The organism is Reyranella sp. (assembly GCF_030651995.1).
Taxonomy (GTDB): Bacteria; Pseudomonadota; Alphaproteobacteria; order Reyranellales; family Reyranellaceae; genus Reyranella.
The window spans coordinates 1-25740 of record NZ_JAUSBN010000035.1; the positions used below are offsets into that span (position 1 = coordinate 1).

General features: G+C 65.1%; 28 protein-coding genes. 15 read left to right on the forward strand and 13 right to left on the reverse strand.

The window, feature by feature from the left end; genetic code table 11:
* Positions 1-182 precede the first annotated feature (182 nt).
* The 4 genes from Q7V45_RS09110 to Q7V45_RS09125 are packed head-to-tail and all read right to left on the reverse strand — an operon-like array spanning position 183 to position 5120.
* Complete coding sequence (locus tag Q7V45_RS09110; RefSeq protein ID WP_304850418.1) at positions 183-1646, reverse strand: amidohydrolase family protein; 1464 nt, start codon at positions 1644-1646, stop codon at positions 183-185.
* 34 nt (positions 1647-1680) lie between these two features.
* Positions 1681-3255: an ABC transporter substrate-binding protein gene (locus Q7V45_RS09115; protein ID WP_304850421.1), complete on the reverse strand. Its 1575-nt coding sequence runs from the start codon at positions 3253-3255 to the stop codon at positions 1681-1683.
* A gap of 24 nt (positions 3256-3279) precedes the next feature.
* Positions 3280-4185, reverse strand: a complete 906-nt coding sequence (locus Q7V45_RS09120) for an ABC transporter permease (RefSeq protein ID WP_304850424.1) — start codon at positions 4183-4185, stop codon at positions 3280-3282.
* Positions 4182-5120 (reverse strand): ABC transporter permease, encoded by a 939-nt coding sequence (locus tag Q7V45_RS09125; RefSeq protein WP_304850427.1) that lies wholly within the window; start codon positions 5118-5120, stop codon positions 4182-4184. The genes Q7V45_RS09120 and Q7V45_RS09125 overlap by 4 nt, the downstream gene beginning before the upstream one ends.
* 136 nt (positions 5121-5256) lie before the next feature.
* On the opposite strand from Q7V45_RS09125, the gene Q7V45_RS09130 reads away from it, so the two are divergent.
* The 4 genes from Q7V45_RS09130 (at position 5257) to Q7V45_RS09145 (ending at position 9395) form a co-directional block, all read left to right on the forward strand.
* Positions 5257-6213 (forward strand): dihydrodipicolinate synthase family protein, encoded by a 957-nt coding sequence (locus Q7V45_RS09130; protein WP_304850430.1) that lies wholly within the window; start codon positions 5257-5259, stop codon positions 6211-6213.
* Positions 6214-6217: 4 nt separating this feature from the next.
* Entirely contained in the window at positions 6218-7687 is a 1470-nt protein-coding gene (hydA, locus tag Q7V45_RS09135) for a dihydropyrimidinase (protein WP_304850434.1), read from the forward strand.
* 123 nt (positions 7688-7810) lie between these two features.
* The gene (locus Q7V45_RS09140) at positions 7811-8761 is read left to right on the forward strand and encodes an N-carbamoyl-D-amino-acid hydrolase (RefSeq protein ID WP_304850439.1); all 951 of its coding nucleotides are present in this window, start codon (positions 7811-7813) and stop codon (positions 8759-8761) included.
* Between the two features lie 10 nt (positions 8762-8771).
* Positions 8772-9395, forward strand: coding sequence for a flavin reductase family protein (locus Q7V45_RS09145; protein WP_304850442.1), 624 nt, complete (start codon positions 8772-8774; stop codon positions 9393-9395).
* A gap of 1 nt (position 9396) precedes the next feature.
* Here Q7V45_RS09145 and Q7V45_RS09150 read toward each other — a convergent pair whose 3' ends face one another.
* Positions 9397-10059 carry an aspartate/glutamate racemase family protein gene (locus Q7V45_RS09150; RefSeq protein WP_304850444.1) on the reverse strand — a complete coding sequence of 221 codons (663 nt, stop codon included), beginning with the start codon at positions 10057-10059 and terminating at the stop codon, positions 9397-9399.
* 89 nt (positions 10060-10148) lie between these two features.
* Between Q7V45_RS09150 and Q7V45_RS09155 the strand changes: the two genes are divergently transcribed.
* Genes Q7V45_RS09155 through Q7V45_RS09170 form a run of 4 tightly spaced genes read left to right on the forward strand, consistent with a single transcriptional unit; the run spans position 10149 to position 13135 of the window.
* Entirely contained in the window at positions 10149-10997 is an 849-nt protein-coding gene (locus tag Q7V45_RS09155; RefSeq protein ID WP_304850447.1) for a transporter substrate-binding domain-containing protein, read from the forward strand.
* Between the two features lie 39 nt (positions 10998-11036).
* Positions 11037-11780: an amino acid ABC transporter ATP-binding protein gene (locus tag Q7V45_RS09160; RefSeq protein ID WP_304850450.1), complete on the forward strand. Its 744-nt coding sequence runs from the start codon at positions 11037-11039 to the stop codon at positions 11778-11780.
* A 12-nt stretch (positions 11781-11792) separates the two neighbouring features.
* Positions 11793-12473 (forward strand): amino acid ABC transporter permease, encoded by a 681-nt coding sequence (locus Q7V45_RS09165; protein WP_304850453.1) that lies wholly within the window; start codon positions 11793-11795, stop codon positions 12471-12473.
* On the forward strand, positions 12470-13135 hold the full coding sequence (locus Q7V45_RS09170) for an amino acid ABC transporter permease (protein WP_304851039.1): 666 nt from the start codon (positions 12470-12472) through the stop codon (positions 13133-13135). The genes Q7V45_RS09165 and Q7V45_RS09170 overlap by 4 nt, the downstream gene beginning before the upstream one ends.
* A 10-nt stretch (positions 13136-13145) precedes the next feature.
* Here the strand turns inward: Q7V45_RS09170 and Q7V45_RS09175 are convergent, their stop codons facing one another.
* Together Q7V45_RS09175 and Q7V45_RS09180 are read right to left on the reverse strand one after the other, a co-directional pair.
* A complete protein-coding gene (locus Q7V45_RS09175) occupies positions 13146-13433 on the reverse strand; it encodes an MliC family protein (RefSeq protein WP_304850456.1) in 288 nt (95 codons plus the stop codon).
* 177 nt (positions 13434-13610) lie between these two features.
* Entirely contained in the window at positions 13611-14012 is a 402-nt protein-coding gene (locus Q7V45_RS09180) for a helix-turn-helix domain-containing protein (RefSeq protein ID WP_304850459.1), read from the reverse strand.
* Between the two features lie 300 nt (positions 14013-14312).
* Here Q7V45_RS09180 and Q7V45_RS09185 point away from each other — a divergent pair, with 300 nt between their 5' ends.
* Entirely contained in the window at positions 14313-15188 is an 876-nt protein-coding gene (locus tag Q7V45_RS09185) for a tripartite tricarboxylate transporter substrate binding protein (protein WP_304850462.1), read from the forward strand.
* Between the two features lie 4 nt (positions 15189-15192).
* Here the strand turns inward: Q7V45_RS09185 and Q7V45_RS09190 are convergent, their stop codons facing one another.
* The gene (locus Q7V45_RS09190; RefSeq protein WP_304850465.1) at positions 15193-15858 is read right to left on the reverse strand and encodes a dihydrofolate reductase family protein; all 666 of its coding nucleotides are present in this window, start codon (positions 15856-15858) and stop codon (positions 15193-15195) included.
* Between the two features lie 88 nt (positions 15859-15946).
* Positions 15947-16321, reverse strand: coding sequence for a hypothetical protein (locus Q7V45_RS09195; protein WP_304850468.1), 375 nt, complete (start codon positions 16319-16321; stop codon positions 15947-15949).
* Positions 16322-16376: 55 nt separating this feature from the next.
* Here Q7V45_RS09195 and Q7V45_RS09200 point away from each other — a divergent pair, with 55 nt between their 5' ends.
* Positions 16377-17846 (forward strand): amino acid permease, encoded by a 1470-nt coding sequence (locus Q7V45_RS09200; RefSeq protein WP_304850471.1) that lies wholly within the window; start codon positions 16377-16379, stop codon positions 17844-17846.
* On the opposite strand, the gene mdlC is transcribed toward Q7V45_RS09200, so the two are convergent.
* Positions 17831-19432, reverse strand: coding sequence for a benzoylformate decarboxylase (gene mdlC / locus Q7V45_RS09205; protein WP_304850474.1), 1602 nt, complete (start codon positions 19430-19432; stop codon positions 17831-17833). The two genes, Q7V45_RS09200 and mdlC, sit on opposite strands and share 16 nt — an antisense overlap.
* Before the next feature lie 251 nt (positions 19433-19683).
* Here mdlC and Q7V45_RS09210 point away from each other — a divergent pair, with 251 nt between their 5' ends.
* From Q7V45_RS09210 to Q7V45_RS09230, 5 genes are all read left to right on the forward strand, one after another.
* Positions 19684-20133 carry a YqaA family protein gene (locus tag Q7V45_RS09210; protein ID WP_304850477.1) on the forward strand — a complete coding sequence of 150 codons (450 nt, stop codon included), beginning with the start codon at positions 19684-19686 and terminating at the stop codon, positions 20131-20133.
* 64 nt (positions 20134-20197) lie between these two features.
* A complete protein-coding gene (locus Q7V45_RS09215) occupies positions 20198-21196 on the forward strand; it encodes an ABC transporter substrate-binding protein (RefSeq protein ID WP_304850480.1) in 999 nt (332 codons plus the stop codon).
* 10 nt (positions 21197-21206) lie between these two features.
* A complete protein-coding gene (locus Q7V45_RS09220; RefSeq protein ID WP_304850483.1) occupies positions 21207-21989 on the forward strand; it encodes an ABC transporter ATP-binding protein in 783 nt (260 codons plus the stop codon).
* The gene (locus Q7V45_RS09225) at positions 21961-22791 is read left to right on the forward strand and encodes an ABC transporter permease (protein ID WP_304850486.1); all 831 of its coding nucleotides are present in this window, start codon (positions 21961-21963) and stop codon (positions 22789-22791) included. Before Q7V45_RS09220 ends, Q7V45_RS09225 begins: the two co-directional genes overlap by 29 nt.
* Positions 22792-22817: 26 nt before the next feature.
* Positions 22818-24350, forward strand: a complete 1533-nt coding sequence (locus Q7V45_RS09230; RefSeq protein WP_304850489.1) for an amidohydrolase family protein — start codon at positions 22818-22820, stop codon at positions 24348-24350.
* Here the strand turns inward: Q7V45_RS09230 and Q7V45_RS09235 are convergent.
* The 3 genes from Q7V45_RS09235 to Q7V45_RS09245 all read right to left on the reverse strand — a co-directional run bounded on the left by Q7V45_RS09235 (position 24347) and on the right by Q7V45_RS09245 (position 25725).
* Positions 24347-24694 carry a hypothetical protein gene (locus tag Q7V45_RS09235; RefSeq protein ID WP_304850492.1) on the reverse strand — a complete coding sequence of 116 codons (348 nt, stop codon included), beginning with the start codon at positions 24692-24694 and terminating at the stop codon, positions 24347-24349. The genes Q7V45_RS09230 and Q7V45_RS09235 overlap by 4 nt on opposite strands.
* An 81-nt stretch (positions 24695-24775) precedes the next feature.
* Positions 24776-25345: an NnrU family protein gene (locus Q7V45_RS09240; RefSeq protein WP_304850495.1), complete on the reverse strand. Its 570-nt coding sequence runs from the start codon at positions 25343-25345 to the stop codon at positions 24776-24778.
* 83 nt (positions 25346-25428) lie between these two features.
* Positions 25429-25725 carry a hypothetical protein gene (locus Q7V45_RS09245; protein WP_304850498.1) on the reverse strand — a complete coding sequence of 99 codons (297 nt, stop codon included), beginning with the start codon at positions 25723-25725 and terminating at the stop codon, positions 25429-25431.
* Positions 25726-25740: the final 15 nt, after the last annotated feature.

The following is a 25740-nucleotide window of genomic DNA, read 5'->3' on the forward strand; positions in this document are numbered from 1 at the left end:
CCCCCCTTTTTGCAGCCGCCGGTCGCCGAAACCGCCCAGACCGTACTCCATACCCGACATCCAATTCTCCGCCCGCTGTGCTTCGGACAGAGAATCGAACCGCCTTACTCGACGCAACTACGATGTGTGAATGCGATAGCCAGCGGGGGAGAGGAGTATGAGTTGGTCGAGCTTCATTGCTGTCACGTCACCGGCCGCGACTGCGGCAGCCGATCGCGCGTGCCGTAGACCGGGGGCGCGAGTTGGTCGGCGGTGCGGCCGGCCCAGTCGCGCTGGCTCACCGTTTCGAGCCGCTTGCGCTGGCCTTCGATCAGGCCCGCGGTCGCCGCCTCGACATCGACCGTCAGGACCTGGCCGTCCTTCACCACCTGCGTGCCGTCGACATAGACGTGCCGGATGGCGCGGTCGCCGGCCGAGTAGATCAGGCTGCGCACGGGCTCGTGCGCGGGCTGCATGTAGGGATGGCTCATGTCGACCAGCGAGAAGTCGGCCTTGCAGCCCGGCGCCAGCCGGCCGATGTCGGGCCGGCGCAGCATTTTGGCGCCGCCGATCGTGGCCGCCTCGAAGGCGTGCCGCGTCGTGCCCATCTTGTAGTTCATGGTGATGGCGCGGGCGAGGTAGCAGACCAGCCGCATCTCATCGAGCATGTTGTGCGGGAAGGTGTCGGTGCCGATGCCGACCGTGATGCCCGCATCCATGTAGCGGCCGATCGAGTTCATCACCATGCCGCGCCGCGCGAAGACAGTCGGGCAATGCGCCACCGAGGCACCGGAGTCGCGCAGCCGCTCGAAGTCGTTGGCGTGCGGATAGTGGATCTGCGGGTGATCGTTCAGGAAGATGCCGTGGCCGATGATGAGGTCGGGCCCCAGCACCCCGATCGAGTCGAGCCATTCGATGGGCGTTTTGCCGTGGCGATGAACCATCTCGTGGAATTCGACGACGGCCTGGCAGGCATGGGTCTGCATCGGCAGGCCGCGGCGCCTGGCTTCCTGCAGGGCCTCCTTGAAGAAGCCCTCGCGGCAGGTGTCGATCTGCGCCGGGCCGACCATGCCGGAGAGGCGGCCGCTGGGATGCTTTGCCGCCTCGTCGAGCGTTGCCATCGAGGCTTCGAAGGCCTTCTCGCCGGCCTTCTCGTCCCAGGCATACTCAACCGTGTGGCCGTTCTTCGTGTACCAGACGCCCTGGCGCATCATCGGACAGACGACGGCGCGAATGCCGGTCGAGGCGAGGTCGTCCGCCCAGCCCGGGCGCGCCATCGACAGATCGGTGATGGTCGTCACGCCGCTCTTCAGCAGCTCCGAGACCGCGACCTTGGAGGAGGGGCCGGCATCCTCGGGATTGAGCCCGAACACCGTCAGATATTCGTAGAGCGAGCTCTGGCCGAGCTTGTCGCTGCCATACTCCTCCGTAAGTCCCTTGTTGGCGGGCTCCGAGAAGGGATGGCTGTGCACGTTGACCAAGCCGGGGATGGCCATCATCCCCTTGCCGTCGATGGTCGTGTCGACCGGGCCCGTGTAGCCCGGTCCGACATGGGCGATCTCGTTGCCCTTGAATACGAGATCGGCATTTTCGAGATAGACGTGCCGCCCCTCGGCCTCGTCCCACGCAACGACGTGGTCGAGGCCGGCGATCTTGGTCGTCTTCATAAGCGCTTCGCTCCGGTTGCTTGCTGTCTGCTGGCTATTTGTAGGCGAGGCCCAGGCCCTTGTAGAGGCCGCAGCCATAGTTGCCGTGCGCCTTGATCGGCTTCAGCTTGGAGCCTGCCACGACGAACAAAGGCTCGTGGAACAGCGGGATCCAGACGAAGGCATCGTGCACCTTCTGCTGTACCGCCTGGTACGAGGCCGTGCGCGTGGCCTCGTCGAGCGCGGTCGATCCCTTGTCGAGCAGCTCGTCGGTTTCCTTGTCCTTCCAGTTCATGCGGTTCGGCGTGGGCGCATTGGTCGACCGGAAGTAGAGGTTCATCGCGTCGCCGGCACTGACATAGGGGAAGCTCATGCCGAACGCGTCGAATTCCTGCGTCGCGAGCTTGCCCCACGCCACCGTGGAGTCGAAGAGCTGGATCTGCAGGTCGACGCCGACCTTGCGCAGGTCGCCCTGCACGGCCTCGGCGATCTCCTTGAAGGCACCCGAGATGCCGTAGATGAGCGGCGCCAGCTTCTTGCCGTCCTTGTAGCGGAAGCCGTCCGGGCCCTTCTTCCAGCCGGCCTCGTCGAGAAGCTTCTCGGCTTCCTTGAGGTTCTCGCCGTAGGCCGCCTTGTTCAGCTTGGCGTTGAAGTCGAGGACGTTGGGCATCAGCATCGTCGAGGCCGGTTCGGCGAAGCCGAAGGTCACGGCCTCGGTGATCGCCTTCTGGTCGACCGCGAGGTTCATCGCCTGGCGCACGCGCACGTCGTTGACCAGTTCCTTGTCGACCTTGAAGCCGATGAAGTAGGTCCAGAAGAAGTTCTCGGCCTTGGTCACCGAGAGGTTCTTGTTGGCCTGCAGTTCCTTGATCGACCAGTAGGGGACGTACTGGCTGGCATCGGCCTGGCCGGCCTGCAGCGCGGTGACGCGGGTGTTCTCCTCAGGCACCACCTTCCAGATCACCTTGTCGACCTGCGCCTCGGTGGAGTCGTAGATCGGCGGCCCCCACTTGTAGCCCTTGTGCTTGCTCAGCACCGTCGAGTCGCGCGGTGTCCAGCTCTCGAAGCAGTAGGGGCCGGTGCCGTCGAAGCCCTTCACGCCGAAATCGGCGCCGAGCTGCTTGACCTGGTCTACGTTCAGGACGGTGTGGAAGTACTGCGTCATCTGGTAGAGCAGCTCGGAGAACGGCTTCTTCAGCTTGTACTCGACCGTGACGTCGTCCGGCGCGGTCACCTTGTCGACGTCGCCCATGCGCCATTTCACGAGACCCTTGGTCTCGGGATCGAGCCAGCGCTCGTAGGTGGCGACCACGTCCTTCGCCGTCATCTTCTTGCCGCTGCAAAAGGTGACGTCGTCCCGGAGCTTGAACGTGTAGGTGAGACCGTCGGGCGAGACCGTCCAGCTCTTGGCGAGGCCCGGCTTCAGCGTCTTCATGTCGAAGTCGAGGTTCACCATCGTGTCGCCCATCATGTAGATGACCTCGGCGCCCGACCGGGCGGTCGACTTGTGCGGATCGTAGCGATCGGTGTCGATCTCGCGCACGATCGTCACATTCTTCTGCGCCATCGCCGGCGCCGCAACGCCCGCCACGGCCACCGCGGCCAGTGCCGCCGCCGTCAACTTCTTCATGCCCACACCTCCTGCTGTTTCACGTCACTGCCTCAACTTCGGATCGAGGGCGTCGCGTAGTGCGTCACCCAGCACATTGAATGCGAGCACCACGAGGAAGATCGCCGCGCAGGGAAGGGTCGAGACGTGCGGCGCGATCGACAGGAACTTGCGGCCGTCGGCGGCCATGCTGCCCAGTTCGGCGGTCGGCGGCTGCGCCCCGAGGCCGAGGAACGAGAGGGCCGCGCCCAAAAGGATCGCCTGCCCGAGCTGGAGGGTCATGTAGATCAGGATGGTCGGCCAGCAGTTGAGGGCGAGATACCGCCAGATCAGGGCGCCGTCGCCGAGGCCCACGGCGCGGCCGGCCTCCATGTATTCCTGCTGCATGATCGACTGCGCGGCCCCGCGGGCGATACGGGCGATCGACGGGACCGAGGCGATGCTCAGCGCGACGACGAGAGAGAAGAGGCCGGTGCCCATCACCGCCGCGATGGCGAGGCCGAACAGGATCGAGGGGAAGGACAGCAGCACGTCGACCAGGCGCATCAGCGGCTGGTCGAGGCGTCTGAAGTAGGCGGCGCTGAGCCCGATCAGGGCGCCCAGTCCGCCGCCGACCACGACGGCAATGATGCCGATTCCCAACGTGGCACGCAGGCCGAACAGGATGCGAGTGACCATATCTCGGCCCTGGTTGTCGGCACCCAGCAGGAAATCCGGGCAGCGCGCGCCGCCGATCGGGCAGAGACGCATCCGCATGTTGGACGCGTAGGGATCGAATGGCGCGATCCAGGGCGCGAGGAGGGCCGCACCGACGATCACGATGAGGAAGAGGGCGGCGATCGCCGCCGGCGGGTCGCTCAGGATGCGCCGCCACACGGCGTTCTTGCGCCGGATCGCGGCAATGGCACGCTGGTCGGCCTGGCTCTGCAGGGGAAGGGCGGTGTCGGTCATCCGCGGGCGATCCGGGGGTCGAGATAGGCGTAGAGGACGTCGACCAGCAGGTTGATCGCCATGAAGCCGACGGCGAGAATCAGGATCGCGCCCTGCGCCAGCGGGAAGTCGCTCGACGTGATCGCTCCCACGGCCATGCGTCCGACACCCGGCCAGGCGAACATGGTCTCGGTGACGATCGAGCCGCCTAGCAGGAAGCCGATCTGCAGCCCCACCAGCGTAACCACGGGGATCATGGCGTTACGCAGCGCGTGACGGATCGTGACCCGCCAGTCCGAGGCGCCCTTGGCGCGGGCGGTTCGCACGTAGTCGGCGCCCAGAGTCTCCAGCAATGACGTACGCGTCATCCGCGCGACCGGCCCGACGAAGACGGAGCCCAGGGTCACGGCTGGCAGGATGATGCTCAGGGCTCCGTCGGCGGTCCAGATCGGGCCGTTGCGGCCCTGGAACGGCAGCAGGCCGGCGCCTCCGACATACTGGATCAGGAGCAGACCTACCCAGAAGATCGGCACCGACACGCCCATGACCGAGAGCGCCATGATGGCGCGGTCGATGGCCGTGCCACGGCGCCGTGCCGCAAGCGTGCCCAGCGTGATGCCGAGCGGCACCGCCCAGACGAGGCAGGCCAGCATCAATTCGACGGTGGGCCAGAGGGTCAGGGCGATTTCGTCGACGACGGCGCGGTTGGAGATCATGGAGCGGCCGAGGTCGAGCTGGAACACGCGGCCGAGATAGCGGCCGAACTGAATCCAGAGCGGCTGGTTCAGTCCAAGGTCGTCGCGGATGGCGTCGACTTCCGCCTTGGTCGCGGTCGGCCCTGCGACCACCGTTGCCGGATCCGTAGGCACGACCTGCAGCAGCAGGAAGCCGATGAGCAACACCCCCAGCAGGACCGGAAACGAAATCATCAATCGATGAGCGATATGCCGCGCCATTTACTTCGACACCTGCCCCTCTTCGGGTAAGAACGCTTGCCGCCGCCGTGACGCTCGACAAGCGCCCGGCGAGTGGCATGATCGCTGCAACCTCATACTGGGGGCGTTGCAAGAACCGCGCCGGGGAGCGTCGACGATGTCATCAGGTAAGCTGAACGAGCAGGCCAAGGGCGTTTACATCATCGCCGCGACGCCCTTTACCGACGAGGGCGCGGTCGACTTGCAGAGCGTCGACTCCCTGACCGATTTTTATTTGGGCTGCGGCGTACATGGATTCACGCTGCTCGGCATGATGGGCGAGGCGCACAAGCTGACGGCCGACGAATCGATCTCCGTGGTCAACCGCGTGATCGGCCGGGCCCAGGGCCGGCAGGTGATCGTGGGCGTGAGTCATGCCGGTCTCGAGAACGTCCGGCGCCTCTCGCACGAGGCGATGATGGCCGGCGCGGCGGGTGTGATGGTGGCGCCGCCGCCCGGACTCAAGGGCGACGAGGGCCTCTACAATTACTATGCGCAGGTCTTCCAGGCGCTGGGTCCGCACATCCCGGTCGTCTACCAGGATTATCCGCAGACCACCGGCGTCTACCTGCCGGTCAGCGTGTTCGAGCGGCTGGTCGACGACTTTCCGCAGCTCGTGATGCTGAAGCACGAGGATGCGCCCGGCCTGGCCAAGCTCACCAAGGTCCGCGAGGGCGAAAAGAAGCCCGGCCGGCGTCGCGTGTCGATCCTCGTCGGTAATGGCGGACTCTACTATCCGCAGGAGATGCGCCGCGGCGCCGACGGTGCGATGACGGGCTTCGCCTGGCCCGAAATGCTGGTGCAGGTCTATGACCTCTTCGCTGGCGGCAGGCCGGACGAGGCCGAGGACCTGTTCGACATCTATCTGCCGCTGGTGCGCCACGAGGTGCAGCCGGCGATAGGCCTGGCGCTGCGCAAGGAGGTGCTGTTCCGGCGTGGCGCCATCAAGAGCCCCAAGCAGCGCGCGCCCGGGTCGTCGCTGACGGCGGCGGACAGGACGGAACTCGATGGAATGATTGCACGCCTCGACCGGCGACTGGCGGCCACCGGCCGTCTCGCCAAGGCGGCGGAGTAGGGACATGGCTGATTACGATCTGATCGTTCGCAACGCCCGCATCGTCACCGCCGAGCGGCAGGCCGAAGGCGACATCGCCGTCAAGGATGGCCAGGTGGTCGAGATTGGGCCGGACCTGAAGGGCACGGGCACGCGCGAGATCGATGCCGGCGGCAAGTTTGTCCTGCCGGGCGGTGTCGACAGCCACTGCCACATCGAACAGAAATCCGGCATGGGCGTGATGTGTGCCGACGACTTCTATACTGGCACGGTCTCCGCCGCCTTCGGTGGCACCACGACGATCATTCCCTTTGCTGCCCAGCATCGCGGCATGTCGCTGCGGCAGGTGGTCAACGAGTATCACGAGGCCGCGACGCCGAAGGCGGTGATCGACTACGCCTTCCACCTGATCGTGACCGATCCGACGCCGCAGGCACTGGGGCAGGAGCTGCCGGCGCTGATCAAGGACGGCTATACCTCGTTCAAGATCTACATGACCTACGATGCGATGAAGGTCAGCGACTACCAGATCCTCGACATCCTCTCCGTGGCGCGGCGCGACGGTGCGCTGGTCATGGTCCATGCCGAGAACCACGACATGATCCAGTGGCTGGCGCATCATCTGGTCGACCAGGGCCATGGTGCGCCGAAGTTCCACGCCATCGCCCATGCCCGCCTGGCCGAAGCCGAGGCGACCAACCGCGCGATCTCGCTGGCGCGGCTGGTCGATGCCCCGCTGCTGCTGGTCCACATGTCGGAGATCGAGGCGATCGAGACCTTGCGCCAGGCGCAGAAGAAGGGCCTGAAGATCTTCGGCGAGACCTGCCCGCAGTACATCGCGCTGACCGCCGACGACATGGACAAGCCCGGCGTCGAGGGCGCCATGTGGTGCTGCAGCCCGCCGCCGCGCGATTCGGCGGCACAGGAAGCCGTATGGGCGGCGCTGAAGGACGGCACGTTCCAGACCTTCTCGTCGGACCATGCGCCGTACCAGTTCAATGCCGGCGGCAAGATCCCCAAGGGCGACAAGACGACCTTCAAGGAGATGGCCAACGGCGTGCCCGGGATCGAGATCCGGCTGCCGATGCTGTTCTCGGAAGGCGTCCAGAAGGGACGCATCACCCTGCAGCAGTTCGTGGCGCTGACCTCGGCCAACCATGCCAAGCTCTATGGCCTCTACCCGAAGAAGGGCACCATTGCCGTCGGCTCCGACGCCGACTTCGCGATCTGGGATGCCGACAAGGACGTGACCGTCACCTGGAAGGACCTGCACGACAATGTCGGCTACACGCCCTACGAGGGGCGCCAGATCAAGGGCTGGCCGATCACCGTGGTGAGCCGCGGCCGTGTGGTCGTCGAGGACGGCAAGCTGAACGCCGAGCGCGGCTCCGGTCAGTTCCTGCCCTGCGCTTCACCCGATTCGTCGAAGCCGATCGGGCAGAGCGCGCCCGAACTGCAGGCCATGTCGCGCTTCGGCCTGAAGCCGTTGTTTTGATGTGATGTTGCTACCCGCACCTTGTCATCCCGAGCGGAGCGAGGGACCTTTCGAGAGGTACGCAAAGGTCCTTCGCTGCGCTCAGGATGACAACCTTACTTTCACTTAAGCCGAGAGCCGATAATGTCCCGCCGCCTGAAAGTATCTTCCGCCCAGCTGGGTCCCATCCATCTCGCCGACAGCCGGGCGAGCGTGGTCAAGCGCATGATCGAGATGTTGAAGGAGGCCGACAGCCGCGGTTCCAAGTTCATCGTGTTCCCGGAGCTCGCGCTGACGACCTTCTTCCCGCGCTACTGGATGGAGGATCCCAACGAGGTCGAGAAGTACTTCGAGAGCCAGATGCCGAGCCCGGACACGCTGCCGCTGTTCGAACTGGCGCGGGAGAAGGGGATCGGCTTCTACCTGGGCTACGCCGAGCGGACCGAGGAAGAGGGATCGACGCATCATTTCAACACCTCGATCCTGGTCGGGCCGGACGGCCGCCTGATCGGCAAGTACCGCAAGGTGCATCTGCCCGGCCATGACGAGCACAGGCCGACGGTGCCCTACCAGCATCTTGAGAAGAAGTACTTCGAGGTCGGCAATCTCGGCTTCAACGTCTGGAAGATGTTCAAGGACGAGGTGATCGTCGGCCAGTGCATCTGCAACGACCGCCGCTGGCCCGAGACGTTCCGCGTCATGGCGCTGAAGGGCGCAGAGATGGTGGTGCTGGGCTACAACACGCCGAGCGACAATGTCTACGCGCCGCACGAGCCGCCGTACCTGCGTGTGTTCCATCATATGCTGTCGCTGCAGGCAGCTGCCTACCAGAACGGCATCTGGGTCGTGGCCACGGCCAAGGCCGGCAAGGAAGACGGTTTCTGGCTGCATGGCGGTTCGGTGATCGTCGCGCCGACCGGCGAGATCGTGGCCAAGGGCACGACCGAGGACGACGAGGTGATCTCCTACGATTGCGATCTCGGCCTCGGCGAGTATATCCGCAACACCACCTTCAACTTCGCCAAGCACCGCCGCCCGGAGCACTACAAGCTCATCAGCGAGCGCACCGGCGTGAAGCTCGAACCGTCGAACTGAGGACAGACAGATGCAATACGCTTCCGACGACCTGACTCCGCACGAGCGCTACAAGGTGCTGACGGCCTTCGTGCTGCCGCGACCGATCGCCTGGGTGACGACCGTGGGGCCGACGGGCACGGTGAATGCGGCGCCGTTCAGCTTCTTCAACGTATTCGCCGAAGATCCGCCGCTCTGTATGTTCGCGATCAACAAGCGGCCGGACGGGCGCATCAAGGACACCTGGAGCAACATCGAGCGCACCGGTGAGTTCGTGGTCAACCTGACCGATGAGCCGCTGGCGCTCAAGATGCACGAATCCAGCGGCGACTTTCCGCCCAACGTCGGCGAGCCCGACTATCTCGGCCTGAAGCTTGCGCCCTCGGTCGACATCAAGACGCCGCGTCTGGCCGATGCGCCGTGGGCGATGGAATGCAAGACCTGGCAGGTCATCAACGTGAAGGACGATCGCCAGCTCGTGATCGGCGAGGGGCTGCGCTTCCACATTCGCGACGAATTATGGGACGACAAGGCCAAGCGCGTCTACATGGACAAGTACCATCCGGTGGGCCGCATGTTCGCCGACCGCTACTGCCGCACCAACGACCGCATGGAGTTCCCGGCGGCGCCGGTCGTCAAGGCCGCTGCCGAATAGCTCAGGACCAGTTCAGCCGGGAACGCCCGATCGCCATCGCGACGGCGGCCTGGCTGGGCTCGACCACGGGCAGGCCGACATGGCGCTGCAGGCGGTCGCGGTAGCGCGCCATTCCGGCACAGCCCATCACAAGCACGTCTGCGCCATCCTCGTCGCGCAGTTCGGCGGCGACTTCGGCCATGCGGCTGAAGGTGCGGGCCTCGTCGGCGAGTTCCACAACGCCGAGGCCGATCGCGCGGTCGCCGGCCATGCGGTCGTTGAGGCCCATCTGGCCGACATAGCGCAGATGGCGGGGGATCGACTTCCGGAGGATCGAGATCACGCCGAAGCGCTGGCCGAGGGTGAGGGCGGTCAGGATGCCGCACTCGGCAATCCCGAGCACCGGCTTGGTCGTGAGTTCGCGCGCGGCATGCAGGCCGGGATCGGAATAGCAGGCGATGACGAAAGCCGAGCAGTCGGTGTCGCGCTTCTTGACCATGGCGCCGATCAGGGGAACAACCTGCTCGACATGGCCCTGGTTCTCGATGCCGGGCGGACCGTCCGTCAACGTGACGCACTCGATGGCCGGCCCCCCCTGCATGCGCAGCGGGTCCATGGCAGTGTCGATGCCGCGGGTCACGGCTTCGGTGGAGTTGGGATTGATCACGAGGATGCGGTCGGACATGGGCCGCAAGATGGCCCCTAAATTGCTATTGGACAACGCCTGATCTAACGTCGTGGCTTGGGGATTTCATGGGAAGGGAACCAACGAAAATGATGCATCGTCGCTTTGCCGCGCTGGCCGTCGCGGTCCTGCTGGTCGCGAGTCCCGCGCTTGCCCAGGACAAGAAGCCGCCCCTGCGTACGGGTGTGGATGGCACCTTTGCGCCGCACGCGATGCCGAAGCTGGGCGGCGGCGTCGAGGGCTTCCAGATCGACGTCTTCACCGAGGCGGCCAAGCGCATGAAGCGGGACATCACGATCGATGCCGTGAGCTTCTCGACCCTGATCCCCGGCATGCAGTCGGGCCGCTACGACTTCATCGCCGCGCCGACGACGGTGACCAAGGAGCGTGCCGAGAACATGCTGTTCACCGCAGGCTATCTGTGGACCGCGTTCCAGTTCGGCATCAAGAAGGGCAGCGCGCCGATCAAGAGCTGGGCCGACCTGAAAGGCAAGGCCGTGTCGGTCAACAAGGGCACGCCCTACGAAACGCTGGCCAAGAAGATGGGCGAGGAGCACGGCTTCACCGTGCAGGTCTACGACACGCAGCCCGACGCCACCCAGGCCGTGCTCTCCGGCCGCGCCTACGCCACGCTCGGCGGCAACACGACCATCGTCTACGCGGCGTCCAAGAACCCGCAGTTCATCGCCGACCTGGAGCTCGCCGAAACGCGCGCCCACTGGGCCGCACCCGTGCCGAAGGACAAGCCTGAGCTTCGCGCCGAGCTGCAGGATGCGCTCGACTGCATGAAGAAGGACGGCACGATGGCGAAGTTCTACGAGAAGTGGTTCAACAAGAAGCCGGCGGCCGACGATCTCGCGGTCGTGGTCACGCCGGGCTACGGCGTGCCGGGCATGCCAGGCTACGATCCGACGCCGCATGAGCTGAAGTGCAACTGACGTTGTCGTCGCCTTCGATCGAGGCGACGGGCTAGACTTATGGCAACGAATCACATCGTCGATGCGCGCGCGATCCACAAGCATTTCGGCACCCTTCACGTCCTGAAGGGTGTCGATCTGAAGGTGGACGAGCGCGAGCTGGTCTTCATCATCGGGCCGTCGGGCTCGGGCAAGTCGACCCTGCTGCGCTGCCTCAACCGGCTGGAGGACCCGTCCTCCGGCTCGATCATGGTCGACGGCATCGACATGCTGAACCCGAAGACCGACATCAACCATGCCCGTCGCCGCATCGGCATGGTGTTCCAGTCGTTCAATCTCTATCCGCACATGACGGCGCTGGGCAACGTGACGCTGGCGCTGCGCAATGTGGCCGGCAAGGCGCGTGCCGAGGCCGAGGTGCTGGGCCGGGCGGCGCTGGAGCGCGTGGGCCTTGCCGACCGTGCCGACCACACGCCGGGCCAGCTTTCCGGCGGCCAGCAGCAGCGCGTCGCCATAGCCCGTTCGATCGCGCTCGAACCACGCGTGATGCTGTTCGACGAGCCGACCAGCGCGCTCGACCCCGAACTGGTCGGGTCGGTGCTCGAGGTGATGCGCGGCCTGCGTGAGAGCGGCATGACCATGATCGTGGTCAGCCACGAGATGGGCTTCGCGCGCAACGCGGCAGATCGGGTCGTGTTCATGGACGACGGGCTGATCGTGGAGCAGGGGCCGCCCGCGGCGATCTTCGAGAATCCGACCCACGAACGGACGCGCGCCTTCATCGGCCAGATCCAGCGGCACTGAGGGCCGCGTGGCATGAGCGGCTGGGACAAGTTCGTAGAGACCTTCTTCAATGCGAAGGTGATGTGGAAGTACCTGCCGGACATCCTGTCCGGCATGGTGGTGACCATCGAACTCGCGCTGCTGATCGTCGTCACCGGCCTGGCGGCCGGCCTCGCGCTGGCGCTGCTGCGCAGCCTGGCCATCCGGCCGCTGAACTGGCTGATCATCTTCGTCGTCGACCTGTTCCGCTCGTTGCCGCCGCTGGTCATCATCGTCCTGATGTATTTCGGCCTGCCCTATGCCGGGCCGGCGCCCTCCGGCTTCGTCTCGACCTGGCTGTCGCTCGCCTTCGTGCTGATGGCCTTCTCCGAGGAGATCTTCTGGGCCGGCATCACCTCGATCCCGAAGGGCCAGTGGGAGGCCTCGCGCTCGACCGGCCTCTCGTTCGGCCAGACCCTGTTCAACGTCGTGTTGCCGCAGGCCTTCCGGCTCACGATCCCGCCGCTGACCAACCGCACCATCGCCATCACCAAGGGAACGGCGCTCGGCACCGTCGTGGCCGTGACCGAGATCCTCGGACAGGCAAGCTCGGCGATGTCCAATTCCTACAATCCCTCGCCGCTGATGATGGGCGCAGCGGCCTACGTCGTCCTGTTCCTGCCGGTCGTCGTCGCGGCGCGCTGGATCGAGACCAAGTTCGCGTGGAAGCGATGATCGAGGCCTTCTTCAACATCGAGATCATGAAGGCGGCCTGGCCCATCGTGCTGACGGGCCTGTGGAACACGATCCTGCTGTCGCTGATCGTGGTGCCGCTCGGTCTGCTCGGCGGCCTGATCCTGGCGCTGCTGGCCTCGATCAGGCATCCTCTCGTGCGCTGGCCGCTGATGGCCTGGGTTGATTTCTTCCGGGCCTTCCCGCCGCTTGTGCTGCTGGTCCTGTTGTTCGCAGGTCTTCCGTTCGCCGGCCTCGAGCTGGGCGGCTTCGCCTGCGTGGCCATCGCCTTCTTCCTGAATACGGGCTCCTATTACGGCGAGATCTTCCGTGCGGGCATCGACTCGGTCCCGGCGGGGCAGGTCGAGGCGGCGCGCTCCACCGGTCTTACCCGGATGCAGGCGATGCGCTACGTCGTGCTGCCCCAGGCGGTGCGCAACGTGATGCCCGACCTGCTGTCCAACACGCTGGAAGTGGTCAAGCTCACGTCGCTGGGCTCGGTCGTCGCCGTGCCCGAGCTGCTCTACGAGGCTCGGCAGGCGCAAAGCATCACCTACAACCCGACTCCGATCGTCATGGCGGCGGTGATCTATTTCCTGCTGCTCTGGCCGCTCGTTCGACTGCTGAGCCGGCTGGAAAATCGCGCGCTGGCCGGTCGGCGCTGACGTCGTAGCCTCAGCGCCTCTGCACGCAGTCGCGGTAGGTCACCGTCTGGCTGGAGCCTTCCTCGACGAAGGCGGTATCGCCCTTGCTCCAGAAGACGAAGGTGCCGCTCGAATCGGCATAGCGGATTCCCGAGCCCGAGAGGGTCTGTGGCAGGCTGAACTTGCGCCCATCGCTCAATTGCACGACGACCCGGCCGCCGGGAAGGGGCCGCCCGTCGGGGCCGACGCTCGACTTGCCGTCGTAGAAGTCCGCGACGATGGTCTTGTTCTGCTGGCACAGATACCGGGCCGTCGACATGGGGGCGTCGGGGGACGGGGCCTTCAGGGCCGGCCCATCATTGCAGGCGGCCAGCACGGACGCGACCAGCAGAGTGGCGGCTAAAGCCAAAGGATGAGGCATTATCACAATACCCGGCCGGAATGAGCGAACGACCTTCCGTCGGCGCGGACCGAGGGTGAACGCTTCCCGATGCTCTCAATCGCGGGCGAGGGCCTCGATCAGGTCGAGCGTCTTGGCCCGGAGACTCTTGCTGCGGATCTTGTAGTAGGCGCGCACCAGCTCGAGCGTCTCGCGCTTGGTGTTGAGATCACCACCGGCAGACTTTTCGGTAGCCTTGGGACGGCCGGGCTTACGCTTGGCGCCGCCGCTTGCCGGGTCCATGCCTTCGAAGAAGTGGGCCACGGGCACGTCGAGGACCTTGGAGAACTCGAACAGGCGGCTCGAGCTGATGCGGTTGAAGCCGCGCTCGTACTTCTGGACCTGCTGGAAGGTCAGCCCGACAGCGTTGCCGAGGTCCGTCTGGCTCATGCCGAGGAGGGCGCGCCGCTGCCGCAGCCGGCTTCCGACATGAGTGTCTACGGGATGAGAAAGTGCCAATCAGTCCTCCAATACAATATCTAGCTGTTGCACCGGCAGCTTACAGCTCGCTTCCAATTTACAGGCTAATGCACCGCAATGTATCTACAGTCGAGGCGCAAAAAGTCGCAGATGTCCACCTTATTCTAAGAGGTGGTTGCGGATGCCCTGCAAGCTCCATAACCTGCAGGCGAGGCGGCAAAGACCGCATACCGGGAGGATTTCATCATGTTTTGCACTATCCGGACCGCCTTGGCGTGCTTGCTTGCCCTGGCTCTTGCGCAACCGGCCTTCGCCCAAGCCAACTGGCCGGACAAGCCGGTGAAAATCGTCGTCGGCTTCACAGCCGGCAGTTCGACGGATGTCACGGCGCGCATGTTTGCACAGAAATTCTCGGAGGCCTGGGGCCAACCGGTGATCGTCGAGAACGTTGCCGGCAATTCAGGGGCGATCGGCGTCGACCGGGTCGCCAAGGCGGCCCCCGATGGATACACGCTGATGTGGTCGGGGAACGCCGCCATCACGATCCTGCCGTCGATGCAGGCCCTGCCGTTCGATCCGCTGAAGGACCTCACCCCGATTTCGACGTCGCTGGCCATGCCGTCGCTGTTCATGGTGAACAACGACCTGCCCGTGAAATCGATCCCCGAGCTGATCGCCTACGCCAAGGCCAATCCGGGCAAGCTCTCCTACGGCACGCCGGGTGTCGGTACGCCGCAGCACATCGCGGGCGAGCTGTTCTGCTTTCTGGCCGGTATCAAGATGGAACATATCCCGTACCGTGGTGCCAACATGGCCGACCTCATGAGCGGTGTCGTCCAGGTCGGCATCCAGAACGCCGGCGCGGCAATGCCGCTGGTGCGGGATGGGCGCGTGCGCGGCATTGCCGTCACGTCGCTGAAGCGCACGCCCAGTGCCCCGGACCTGCCGACGCTCGCCGAGCAGGGCTTTCCGGGCTTCGAGGCGACGTCGTGGTTTGCGCTGCTCGGGCCGGCCAACCTGCCCAAGCCGATCGTGGACAAGGTGCGGGCGGAGTCGCTGAAGGTGCTGGCCGATCGCGAGATGGAGAAGAAGTTCACCGCCATGGGCCTCGACCTCGTGGGCAGCACGCCGGAAGAGACCCGGGCCGCCATTGCCGCCGACATCCCCAAATGGGCGAAAGTCATCAAGGACGCGAACATCAAGACGGCGAAATAGCCTCTCAGTCCTCCCGCTTCGTCCGCTCGCGCCGGGCCAACTCGGCTCCCGAGGTCTGCGGCAATTCGAAGGTGCCGGTCTTCACGGCGCCCGCCCGCGTGTAGACGCTCATCGTGACGCCCGTGGTCGAGAGGCTGCTCTCGGCCAGCTTGAGCGCGCCAGCCTTTGTGCCCTGTCCGAACAGCCTCTTGCCGCGTCCGAGGACGAGCGGGAAGGTGAGCAGGCGGAACTCGTCGATCAGGTCGTGAGCGAGCAGGGTCTGCAGAAGGACGCTGCTGCCCTGGGTCAGCAGCATCGGCCCATCTCCCTGCTTCAGCCTGGAGACCGCGGCGGCGGCGTCGCCCTTCAGGGCGACGGAGTTTTTCCAGGAGAGCGGGGCGGTCGAGGATGTGGCGACGTACTTGGTCACCTTGCTGAAGGCCTTGCCGATGGGATCGTCCTCACCGACGAACGGCCAGTGTGCCGCGAAGATTTCGTAGGTCTTGCGGCCGAGCAGCAGGTCGAAGGGCTGCGAGAAGCATTCGTCCATGAACTGGCCCATCGGCTCGTCCCAATAAGGCACAGTCCAGCCACCATGTCCGAAACCACCTGTGGGATCCTCCTCGGGCCCGCCTGGCGCCTGCATGATCCCGTCCAGGCTGACGAAGGCGCCGGCAACGATCTTTCTCATGGTCCTGCTCCGATGTGTCTGTCCCAAGGACGGGCGATGGCAGCCCGAACCGACATCGGCTTGGAACATTCCCGGAGCGGGAAGCCGCCTAGTATTCCTCGACGATCTGCCCGTTCGGATGGATCGTGACCCGCTTCGGTACGCCCTGCGGCCGGGTCGGCACGGGATCGCGCGTCACCCTGGCCCGCCAGGATCCGTCATTCTCCTGTTCCAGCCGCTGAACCCTGTAACCCTGGTTCTCCAGCCGGTCGCGCTGCAGCGAATAGGTGTTGGGCTGGGGCGCCGGCGGCGCCATGACCGGCGCGGGCGGCGCGACGGGAGGAGGCGGCAAGGCACCCGGCGACATGGTGTCGGGCATGCGGCCGCCATTGCCGATCGATCCCGGCACGAGTTGGCCGAAGGCCGTGTCCGCCGCGGCGACCAGGGCCATAGCGAAGACGAAGGTGAGCAGGGTGGAGCGCATGCGGTTTATATAGGGTGGCCACCCCGGTCTTGCTAAGAGGGGGCGGGGAGACCGAATGAAGATCAAGGGCGCGGCGTCGCGCAAGTTGCTTTCCGATATCCTGGCGTCGGCCGCCCATGCCGCGCCTCTGCCCAAGGTTCTGGGTCCGATCAGCATCGTCTTCATGGGCATCGGCGCCATCATCGGCGCTGGCATCTTCGTCCTGACCGGTAGCGCGGCCGCCCTCTATGCCGGACCCGCCGTCGTCGTGTCCTTCGTGCTGGCGGGCATTGCCTGTGCCTTCGTCGCGCTCTGTTATGCCGAGCTGGCGACGCTGATGCCCGTATCGGGCAGTACCTACACCTACACCTATGCGAGCCTGGGCCAGCTTGCGGCCTGGCTGGTCGGCTGGAACCTCATTCTCGAATACTCGATCGGTGCGGCAGCGGTGGCCGTCGGATGGTCGGGCTACTTCAACGGCACGCTGGCCTCCATCGGTCTCGCCATACCACCCCGGCTGTCGTCCTCGACCGGGCAGGCGGTCCAACTCGCCGACGGTACCACCGCGACTGCGATCGCCAATCTGCCGGCCGCGGCGATCGTGGCGCTGCTTACCGTTCTGCTCGTCCAAGGCACGCGCGAGTCGGCGCGCCTCAACAATCTCATGGTGGCGATCAAGCTGACCGTCATCCTGGCGTTCATCGGCTTCGGGATCGGCCATGTCTCGGTCGCGAACTGGCAGCCGTTCGTGCCGCCGAACACCGGGACCTTCGGGACCTTCGGCTGGAGCGGTGTCCTGCACGGCGCTTCGGTCGTGTTCTTCACTTACATCGGCTTCGACGCCGTCTCGAATTGCGCGCAGGAAGCACGGCGGCCGCAGCGCGACATGCCGATCGGCATCCTGGGCGCGCTCGTGGTCTCGACGATCCTGTATATCCTGGTGGCGGGCGTGCTCGTCGGTGTCGTGCCCTTCCCTGAGCTGAACGTGGCGGCGCCAGTCGGGCTGGCGGTCGATCGCATGGGGATCGGCTGGTTCGCCGCGCTGATTCAGCTCGGAGCGCTGATCGGAATCACGACGGCGATCCTCGTGCTGCTCTATGGGCAGGGCCGGATATTCGCGACCATGGCGCATGACGGGCTGATGCCGTCGCTGTTCAGTCGCGTCCATCCCAGGCTGAAGACGCCCTGGCTGAGTCAGATCCTGATCGGCGTGATCGTGGCCGCAATTGCCGCCGTGGCGCCGATCGAGATGCTGAGTGAGCTGGTCGGCGTCGGCACGCTGTTCTCGTTCCTGATGGTGTGCGCGTCCGTGGTGCGACTTCGTCGTCTGGAGCCGCATGCCGCCCGTCCGTTCCGGGTACCGGCCGTGCCCCTGGTCCCGATGCTCGGCATCCTGTCCTGCCTCGGCTTGATGGCCGGCCTGGCACCGGTGACCTGGGCGCGACTGGTCCTCTGGATCGCGATCGGCCTGGTGATCTACTTTGCCTATGGCCGATCACGCGCCGGTCACAGGCTCAGCGGCGGCGGCCCTCAAAGCAGGGAGTGACGCTTCCGCGTGAGCGGCACGACGATCACGCTGGCACCAGGCCGGGCGATGGCCTCGGCGATGGCGGCCGTGACCTCCGCGCCGGTCCTGGCCAGTCTCGCGGGCGCGCCATAGCCCTTCGCCAGCGCTTCCAGGTCGATCCCCGGCAGGTCGAGGCCCGGTACGTTCGGCGTCTCCTCGAGCTCGGCGAAGGATTTCAGGATGGCGTACTCATGGTTCTGCAGGACGACGAAGACGACGTGCGCCTTCTGCTGCACCGCCGTGTAGAGCGCCTGGACCGAATACTGGAAGGAGCCGTCGCCCATCAGGGCGATGACGGGGCGATTGCGGCCGCTGCTGCGCTCGGCCAGCGCAAGACCGACCGCCGCCGGCATGTCCCAGCCGAGACCGCCAGAGGCGAAGGTGTAGAAGCAGTCGGGCTTGTCGATGCGGAACTGGTCCTGCATGTCGGTCACGACCGACGGCGCTTCTTCGACCAGGACGTAGTCGGACGGACAGGCGTCGCGCACCGCGGCCATGATGGCGTCTCCCGCCAGGGGCTGCGCCTCCATGTCGGGCTGCTTCGGAGCCGCGCGCAACGGCGCGGCAGTGGAAGAAGCGCGTTTCTTGACCAGGGGCTGGATCGCCTCGAGGAACAGCCGCGCGTCCGACACCAGGCTGTCGCCAACCGGCGCCTTGGACGACATGTTGGGATCATCCGTCACCTGCAGAAGGTGCGTGCCCTTGGGAACGTAGTCGCCGCCGACATAGGGATAGTAGCGGAACACGGGCGCGCCGATGACGATCACCAGATCGTGGCCTTCGAACTTCCTGCCCAGCGGCCCGATGGCCGCGGGCAGCGCGCCGGCATGTTGGCGGTGCGTTTCCGGGAAAGGGGTTCGCTCGGCGAAGGGCGCCGTCCACACGGGAACGCCCAGCGTCTCGGCGAAACGGATGCCTTCGTTCCAGGCCTGGCTGCGGGCCAGGTCCGATCCATAGACGATAACGGGCGACTTCGCGGCGTTGATGCGCTCGGCGAATTCGGTGACCCGGGCCGGATCTGGTCCCATTCGCGTGGCGATCGTGCGGAAGACGTCGATCTCCGGCATGGGCCTGTCCCAGTCGTCGAGCGGCAGGGACAGGAAGACCGGACCGGACGGCTGCTGCATGGCCGTAGCATAGGCGCGCATGAAGGCCGCAGGAATATCCTCGGCGCGTGCAGGCTCGTAGGCCCACTTCACCCACGGCCGCGGCAGGTTCGCGGCATCGATGTTCGTGAGCAGCGGTTCCAGCAGGAGCATCTCGCGCGTCTGCTGCCCGGCGGTGATGATCAGCGGGGTCTTGTTCTGGTAGGCCGTGACGATGCAGCCCAGCGCATTGCCCATGCCGGCGCCGGTATGAACGTTCACGATGACCGGCTTGCGGAGGCCCTGGGCGATCCCGTCGGCAATGCCGACGACGCTCGCCTCCTGAAGGGCCATCACATAGTCGAAGTCACTGGGGAAATTCTTGAGGAAGGTCTCTTCCGTCGAGCCGGGGTTGCCGACGACGGTCGTGAGACCGAGCTTGCGGAGCAGATCGAAGGTGACGTCCTTGACTGTGCGCATGCAGCTTCTTTCTTCGCCATTTGGGGAGAGCGCCGCATCGTAGCGGCTATCGACCTGACATGGCACCTCGGAAACGCGGGCTCCGAGGAGCCGGGCATCCGAACGGAGCGCCCCGCCAGGAGGAGTGCGCTCCGGCAATCCGCAGGCCGGTTGGGTGTGGCTCCGGAGGTGTTGCATGACGTTCCGAGACCATTGCCTCGATCCGCATATTGGCTGCGCCATTACCTATCCACTCCTGTAAGTGAAGGTCGATGGATCCAGGCTCTCTCATCCTCGGCCACGCCGGACTGTTTGCCGCCGCCTTCCTGGCGGCGACGGTATTTCCATTCCAGTCCGAGCTGGTGCTGGTCGGCCTGCTGATGGCCGAGCCGACGCATTGGCAGACCCTGCTGTTCGCGGCGTCACTCGGAAACACGCTGGGCTCGGTGGTCAACTGGGTACTCGGGCGCGTTATCGAGCGGTTCCGCGACCGGTCCTGGTTTCCCGTGAAGCCGCACGACTATGAACGGGTCGAGCGCTGGTATGCCCGCTGGGGCGTATGGTCCTTGCTGCTCGCCTGGCTGCCGTTCGGTGGCGATGCGCTCACCGTGGTCGCCGGCGCGCTCCGGACGCCCCTTCTGCCGTTCGTCCTGCTGGTCGGCATCGGCAAGACCGCGCGTTACGCCGTCCTGGTCGCGGCGACCCTGGGTTGGCTCGCTTAGCGATAAGGAGCTGGCACCGATATTGCTTCCTTCGTTGTGTACGACAGGTCAGGGGGAGGCACATATGCAGTCATCATCGTTTCGCCGACGCACAGGACTGGCGGCGCTTGCCTTTACGTTCCTGCTTGGCGGGCCGGCGCTCGCACAGGACAAGGTCCGCTTCCAGACCGACTGGATCCCGTCGGGCGAGCACGCGATGTACTACGGCGCCTGGAGCAAGGGCATCTACGCCAAGCACGGCATCGACATCACCATCACGCGCGGCTACGGCTCGGGCGACACCGTCACCAAGGTCGCTGCGGGTGCGGCGGATTTCGGCGTTGCCGATATCTCGGCCGTCATGACGGCGCGGGCCCGGACCAACGTGCCGGTCAAGATGATCGCCGTACTCTATAACGAATCGCCGCATTCGCTGTTCGTGCTCAAGAGTTCAGGCATCACCAGCTTCAAGGGGCTGGAAGGCAAGAAGATCGGCATCACGCCGGGCAACAGCCACCGCTTCTACTTCCCCGAAGTCGCCAAGAAGGCGGGCACTGATCCCAACAAGCTGATCTGGACGAACATGGACGGAGCCGCGATGGCGGCTCAGCTGATCGCCAAGAACATCGACGCGGCGCCGTTCTATTCGATTCACTACTATTACATCAACAAGGCGGCGGTGAAGGCGGGTCAGGAAATCCTGCCGCTGCCCTTCGTCGAGGTCGGCTTCAAGATCTACGCTGCGGGTCTCATCACCACCGACAAGATGATCCAGGACAAGCCGGATCTGGTGAAGCGCTTCCTGGCCGCCACCAAGGAGGCCTTCGAATGGACCGCGGCAAATCCCGAGGAAGCCTGCAAGCTGCACGTCACTCGCTTTCCCGAGGTCGAGCTGGACGACTGCATGGGCAGTGTCAAGGCGGTGATGAAGTTCGTCTTCAACGACCACAGCAAGGAGTTCGGCTGGGGCAAGGAGAGCCCGGACCGGCTCAAGTTCTCGTGGGAGACCATCGCCACGGCCAACGAGCTGAAGCCCGGCTTCGACTACAAGACCGCGATCGACACGAGCAAGGTCACGAAGTAGGGGATCCGAAGTGATCTCAATCAACCGGGTCACGCGCATCTTCAACAGCCGTGACGGAGATCAGGTCACGGCGCTGCAGGACGTGTCGCTGGAGATCGGCCGCAACGAGTTCATCACCCTGGTGGGCCCCTCGGGCTGCGGCAAGTCCACCCTTCTGCGCATCGTGGCCGGGCTGATCCTGCCAACAGCAGGACGGGCCTCGATCGGGGGAGAAGAAATTACCGAGCCGCGGGCGGAGACGGGCATCGTCTTCCAGGCGCCGACCCTGCTGCCGTGGGCCAGTGTGCTGGACAATGTGCTGTTCCCCTTGCGCATGATGCACCGCATCGACTCGACCAGCACCGACAAGGCGATGGCATTGCTCAAGCTGGTGGGCCTCACAGGCTTCGAGGGAAAGTCGCCGCGCGAGCTGTCGGGCGGCATGCAGCAGCGGGTCGCCATCTGCCGCGCCCTGGTGCACGATCCGGACATCCTGCTGATGGATGAGCCCTTCGGGGCACTCGACGCGCTGACGCGCGAGGAGATGACCATGGAGCTGCTGCGCATCTGGAGCGAGCGGCCCAAGACCGTCCTGTTCGTCACGCATTCGATCACGGAGGCCGTGGTGCTGGCCGACCGCGTGGTCGTTATGTCGCCGCGGCCTGGCCGAATCGCCGAGATCATCGAGATCGGTCTGCCGCGCCCGCGCAGCTTCGAGACCGAGGCCACGCCGGAATTCCACGAAGCCAGCCAGCGCATCCGCCAACTCATATTTGGAACACGCCATGTCGGTCCAGGCCGCGCCGCCGCTTGAGGAGCGGCAGAAGCCGCCCCGCCGCAGGAAGAAAAGCGCCGCGCTCTACGAGGTGGTGCTGCCGCTGATTGCCACCGCCTGCCTGTTCCTGCTGTGGGAAGGCGCCTGTCGCGCCTTCGCCATTCCGGGGTACCTGCTGCCGGCGCCGAGCGACATCTGGATTGACACGATGGCCATCGGTTCCACCGTGGCCGGACACACCGCAGCGACCTTCAAGACCGTCATGCTGGGCTTCGTGGTGTCGATCCTGATCAGCCTGCCGCTGGCGGTGATTTTGACCGCGTCGCCGGCCATCGCGGCGGCGGTCTATCCGTTCCTCGTCTGGACTCAATCGATCCCCAAGGTGGCGCTGGCGCCCATCCTGGTCGTTCTGCTCGGGACCAACGAGCTGCCGCGCATCGTCATTACCGTGCTGGTGGCGTTCTTCCCGCTGGTCATCTCGATTGCGACAGGACTGCTGTCCGTGCCGCCGGAGCTGATCGAACTCAGCCGCGCCTGTCGCGCTTCGAAGCTCAGCGAGCTGCTGCGTATCAGGCTGCCTTATGCGATTCCGTTCATTTTCGCGGGCCTCAAGGTGGCGATCTCGCTCGCGGTCGTCGGCGCGGTGGTCGCGGAGTTCGTCAACGCCGACGCCGGACTGGGCTTCCTGATCCAGACCTCGACGGCATTCTTCAAGGTGCCTGTGGCATTCGGGGCGCTTATCATCCTGTCGGTGATGGGCGTCGTTCTGTTCCAGATCGTGGTGGTCGCCGAACGGGTCTTCTTCCCGTGGTCCAGCAGCAATACGACGCCGGGAGCCTGACCGGCCGCGCAAGGGGAGAGTGTGACATGGCGAAAGCGCCGAAAGCCTCGATGACCGTTGTCCGTGGCGGCCGCGTGGTCGACATCAAGGGGCATACCGCGCCCAAGGCCGATATCCTCGTGAACGGCGACACGATCGTGGAGGTCGGCACCAAGGTGTCGGCACCGGAGTCCGCCATCGTGATCGACGCCCGGGGCAAGCTGCTGCATCCCGGCCTGATCAACGGCCATACCCACAGCCACGGGAATCTCGCAAAGGGCATGGTCGACCGCGTGACGCTGGAGTTGCTGCTGACCGCCAGCCCCTACATGAGCGGCGCCCGCACACTCGAGGACAAGTACCTGTCGAGCCTGATCGGCGCGGCCGAGATGGTGATGAAGGGCTGCACGGCGGCCTACGATCTGGCGGCCGAGTTTCCCATGCCGACGGCCGAGGGCCTCGCCGCGATCGGGCAGGCCTATGCCGATGTCGGCATGCGCGCGATGCTGGCGCCGATGGTGGCCGACACCAGCTTCTTCCAGGCCATTCCCGGGCTCATGGACCAGCTGCCGCCATCGTTGCAGAAGCAGGTCGAGGCCTATCAATTCTCGCCCTACAAGGCGAGCGTGAAGCAGATGAAGAAGGCTCTGCATGGCTGGAAGCTCGACCGCCAGGGCGTGCATCTGGCCGTCGCGCCCACGATCCCGCATCACTGCAGTCGGGAGTTCCTGCTGGCCTGCCTGAAGCTCGCGAAGGACTACGATACCGGTCTCCATACCCATGTATCCGAGTCGAAGGTCCAGGTCGTCGCGGGCTACCGGCTCTACGGCACGTCGCTCACGGCCTACATGGACTCGCTGGGCCTCGTCGGGCCGAAGTTCACCGTGGCGCACGGCGTCTGGCTCGACGGCGATGACATGAAGCTGCTGGGCGACAAGGGTGCCTCCGTGTCGCACAATCCGGGCTCGAACATGGTGCTGGGCAACGGGATCGCCGACATGCGCGGCATGCTGGATGCCAAGGTGAATGTCGGCATCGGCACCGACGGCGCGAGCTGTTCGGACAACCAGAACATGTACGAGAACATGCGGCTGGCCTCGATGGTGTCGAAGGTGCAGGGCCCGGACAACCGCGAGTGGATCACGACCGAGGAAGTGCTGCACGCCGCGACGGCGGGCAGCGCCCGGGCGCTGGGGCTCGGCGACAAGATCGGCAAGCTGGAGGCCGGCTACAAGGCCGACATCGTGTTTCTGGACCTCGGGCACATCAACTGGATCCCGTTCAACGACCCGACGAACCAGATCGTGCATACCGAGGACGGATCGGCTGTGCACTCCGTGATGGTCGGCGGCCGCATGATCCTCGAGGATCGCAAACTGCTGAACGTCGACATGGCGCAGCTCGCACGTCTGGCGGAGAAGGCCCGCGAGCGGCTGGAGCGGGGTCGCAAGCCGGCCAAGGCGCTCTACGACAAGCTCGAGAAGGTGGTGAACACGTTCTGCCCAGGGCTCGCCAAGCAGCCGCTACATATCGACCGGTTCGGCGGCGGCCACCATCACGGTTACCACCATCATCACTAGTAGCCGAGGCGCCAGCCCCTCTGCAGGTAGCCGTGGCAAACCAGGCGCACCGCCACGATGCCGTTCAGCGAAAAGCCGCCAACCACGGTAACGAGCAGGAGAAGCATGCCCTCCAGCGAGGAGCCGAACAGCTGGACGATGACGGTGAGCCCGAAGATGGTTCCGCCGACAATGGCGATCATCGCGAGCAGGTCGATGAGGGCCAGGAAGTAGAGCCGTTTCGAAAGTACGAACAGCGGACCGCTGAATGCGGCCAACGCATAAGACCATTGGTCGATGACCACGAAATCGTCGGTATCGACCTTGTCGAAGCGATAGGTCGGAAACAGTGCGTCTACGATCACTGGGTTTTCAATGGCTTTCAGGGGGAGAACTGGCGCGGCAACCTATCATGAGCGATGCAAATGGACCAGCGAGCTCAAAACCTACGCGGCGGTAACGCCGATCAAACTCTCGTGCAACCAGAACATGGCGACGTAGGCCACTGTCCCAAGTCCCACAACCAGGAGATCGTTGATCGACCAGCCTACGGGCGAGGCGCCGGTATCTCCTCTGCGTTTCAGGGCAATCCGATCGTAAATGGCCCAAGCAAGCAGGCTACCGAACAGCAGCATGGAGCCCAGGTCGCCGTTTACCAGGAGATGGGAAAGCGCCCAGACCTTCACGGCCACGAGCATCGGATGCCGCAGCACTGACTTGATCCGACTGGCCGGCGCGTAGGCCGCCGTCAGGGCGACGAATGCGAACCAAAGCAGAAACAGCGCGATGGGATGGAAAAACGAATAGGGTGGGTTCCATACCTCGATGTAGCCTGCGCGGCGGTAACTCCCGAAGCCGATGAAAATCAGGATCAGCCCGGTTGCTGCGACCAGGGAATACAGCCCCTTGTAGCCCCCTTCGCCAAGACGGCCGATGACGGCTGCCCGCGTCGCACGCAGGGTCGTAAGGATATGAATGCCGAGGAAGAGCGCGAGCCCGAGAATCAAGACTGACATGGGCCGACGATAGCACACGCAATATTGCTTAATCGACGCAAATACCCCTCCATGTTCATGGAGCGGGTACGGAGATCTGACCCTTATCGGGTTTGGGTGACGTTACCGGAAGTGTCGACGGTTACGGCCTCCTCGGCATCGTTCTTGGTGGCGATGGCCTGCCAGGAGCCGTCGTCCCTGCGCTTGAGATCCTTGATGTTCGTATACCCGCTGGCCTCGATCTGCGTCCGTGCCGAGGTGGCTGTCTGGGGCGCACTGCCGGGCATCCCGGCCGGCGGTACCGCCGGCGTCGTCGAGGATCCGGTGGTCGGCGGCATCTGTGCCACCGCAATCGACGAGATGGTGACAAGTACGGCAGCAACAGGCAGGACGAGCTTCACGGGGGACACTCCTTT